The organism is Empedobacter sp. UBA3475 (assembly GCF_002378465.1).
GTDB lineage: Bacteria > Bacteroidota > Bacteroidia > Flavobacteriales > Weeksellaceae > Empedobacter > Empedobacter falsenii_B.
Genome location: NZ_DFRA01000038.1, coordinates 2,669 through 4,899, shown reverse-complemented (window position 1 = coordinate 4,899; position 2,231 = coordinate 2,669). Strand labels below are relative to the sequence as shown.

The following is a 2,231-nucleotide window of genomic DNA, read 5'->3' as shown; positions in this document are numbered from 1 at the left end:
TCATAGAAATCAGAATGACAAAATTTGTTGTTAAAAGTGACAACGAATTTGAATTAGAAAAAGGATTTTGAAAAACTATATTCATTCATTTTTTATTCATGAGTTATTAATTGTTTCAAATGAATATCTATAATTAAAATAGATTAAGCTATGAATAAAAAAGTGATAGAAAGATACTGCACTTAGAATGCTCAGGGAATGGTTTTCTTGGTGGCTGAAGTTTTTGAAGATAAAATTCTATTCTCGATACAATTTTTCTTCATTATTATTTCGAAAAATCACTCGAACTGACGAATTTTAATTAAAACGTATAACAAATAAATATAAATTAAATTTTAACCATACTTAATACCTTTTCCCTTCGAGAACCTCAGGAAACGGGGTTTTATTGGTGGCTGAGGTTCTCGAAGCCACACTTTTACGATCTTTTCTCTTCGAGAGTTTGACCTATTCCCTTCGATTGCTTCAGGGAACGATCATTTTTGGTAGTAATCTAGCCAGTTTTTTATTCTTCCAACAAACATTTTTAGGTAGTTTTCTGTTAAAAATATATTTGACCAATCAAATCGTTGCGCTTGAACACCCAGATAAAATATAAAAATAGAAGCTCCAGCTTCAGGGATAAAATTTAATTCCATTTCAGATAAATCTCGTTCTTTTCTATATCCATTTAGAAAACTATCAACCTTTCTTTCATATTCGGTTTTATCGGTTTCAATGAAAAATAATTGTTTGCAAAAATAGCCGATGTCTAAAATCAAAGGACCATTCCCACAATTATCAAAATCGAAGAGTATAATTTCATTTTCCTTATTTACACTTAGGTTATCATACCAAATATCAAGATGTACCATGCCTTTTTGGATTTTAGAAAAATCACTTTCATCAAAACGCTTAGCTATCTTCGAGGAAATTTCTTTTAAATAGACCATTTCATCTAGATTTTCTGAGAAAAATGCGTTTAACTTATCATAAGCTTCATACATCAAAACATTAGCGTTGTAATTGATTCTATCCATGTTTTTTGTAGCAGTTATCGTATGCATTTTTGCCATCATCGAACCGATTGCTGAACATGTTTCTCTTGACATAAAGCGCATTTTTTCACCTTCGGCGAATGTAAAGAGAACGACATATCTACTACCTTCGGGGGCATTTATTTCCTGAATTAAATTCTCGTTTTTATCAGGTATTGACGTTGATACGGATATGTTATGCTCTTTGAGTAATTTTAAAAGTTCTAATTCTTCTTGTATTTCAGTTTTTGTTCTCCAATTGTGACAATAGACTCTGACAACATATTTTGAATTTTGATTTGATAAGAAATAGGTATGATTGACTCCAGTTCTAAAAAGTTTACACTCAAAATTATTTTTTAATTGATATTGATCGCAAATAAATTTACCTATTTCTATGGGTGATAGGATTGATGCGATTACTGGAAAAGTTTTCATTAATAAGGAGATTTTCTGTGATTTTGGCTAATATAATACTTAGCTAAAACTATTACACAAAGACGATCGTAAAATAATAGATCTGTTTGTATACTAAAAACTATCCTATGATTACAATCTTCATAATAAGTATGGTCTTCTTCATTAATTGGTTGAGATCCTTTTCCCTTCGAGTCTTTGACCTTATCCCTTTGAGTACCTCAAGGAACGATCTCTTGGTGTCTGAGGTTCTCGAAGTTACACATTTACGATGTTCTTCTTTCGAGTGTTTGACCTTTTCCCTTTGAGTGCCTCATGGAACGGTCTCTTGGTGGCAGAGGTTCTTGAAGCCACACTTTTACGATGTTCTTCTTTCGAGAGTTTGCTCTTTTCCCTTCGAGTGCCTCAGGGAACGATCATTCTCAGTCTCGAATTCACATTTTTTCTAATTTATTGTTTCCTTTATCTCGATAAGCAATTGCGTACTCAGGTAATAACTCTGATAAGCCATTTATTAAAGCTTCTTTTTTCTTTCTACTCCATCCTTGTATTTGTTTTTCTCTATAAAAAGCTTCATCTATCCTTTGGTATTCTTCAAAATATATAAGTTTTACAGATAAGTGTTTACGAGTGTGATTAGCTCCTTTTCCTAATTGATGTTGTTCTACACGTAAATCCAAATCAATCGTGCTACCAGTGTAATAACTACCATCAGCACATAATAAAATATACATATATCCTTTCATCATTTATTATTTTTACAATTAACCTATTTCCCTTTTCCCTTCGAGTGCCTCA

At 31.6% G+C, this 2,231-nt stretch carries 2 protein-coding genes; both read right to left on the bottom strand.

Features of this window, described 5'->3' with window-relative positions; translation table 11 throughout:
• Positions 1-476 precede the first annotated feature (476 nt).
• A complete protein-coding gene (locus B3I31_RS08755) occupies positions 477-1,454 on the bottom strand; it encodes a phosphotransferase (protein ID WP_114999429.1) in 978 nt (325 codons plus the stop codon).
• 413 nt (positions 1,455-1,867) lie between these two features.
• Positions 1,868-2,182, bottom strand: coding sequence for a GIY-YIG nuclease family protein (locus B3I31_RS08750; RefSeq protein WP_221408229.1), 315 nt, complete (start codon positions 2,180-2,182; stop codon positions 1,868-1,870).
• Between the last annotated feature and the right edge of the window lie 49 nt (positions 2,183-2,231).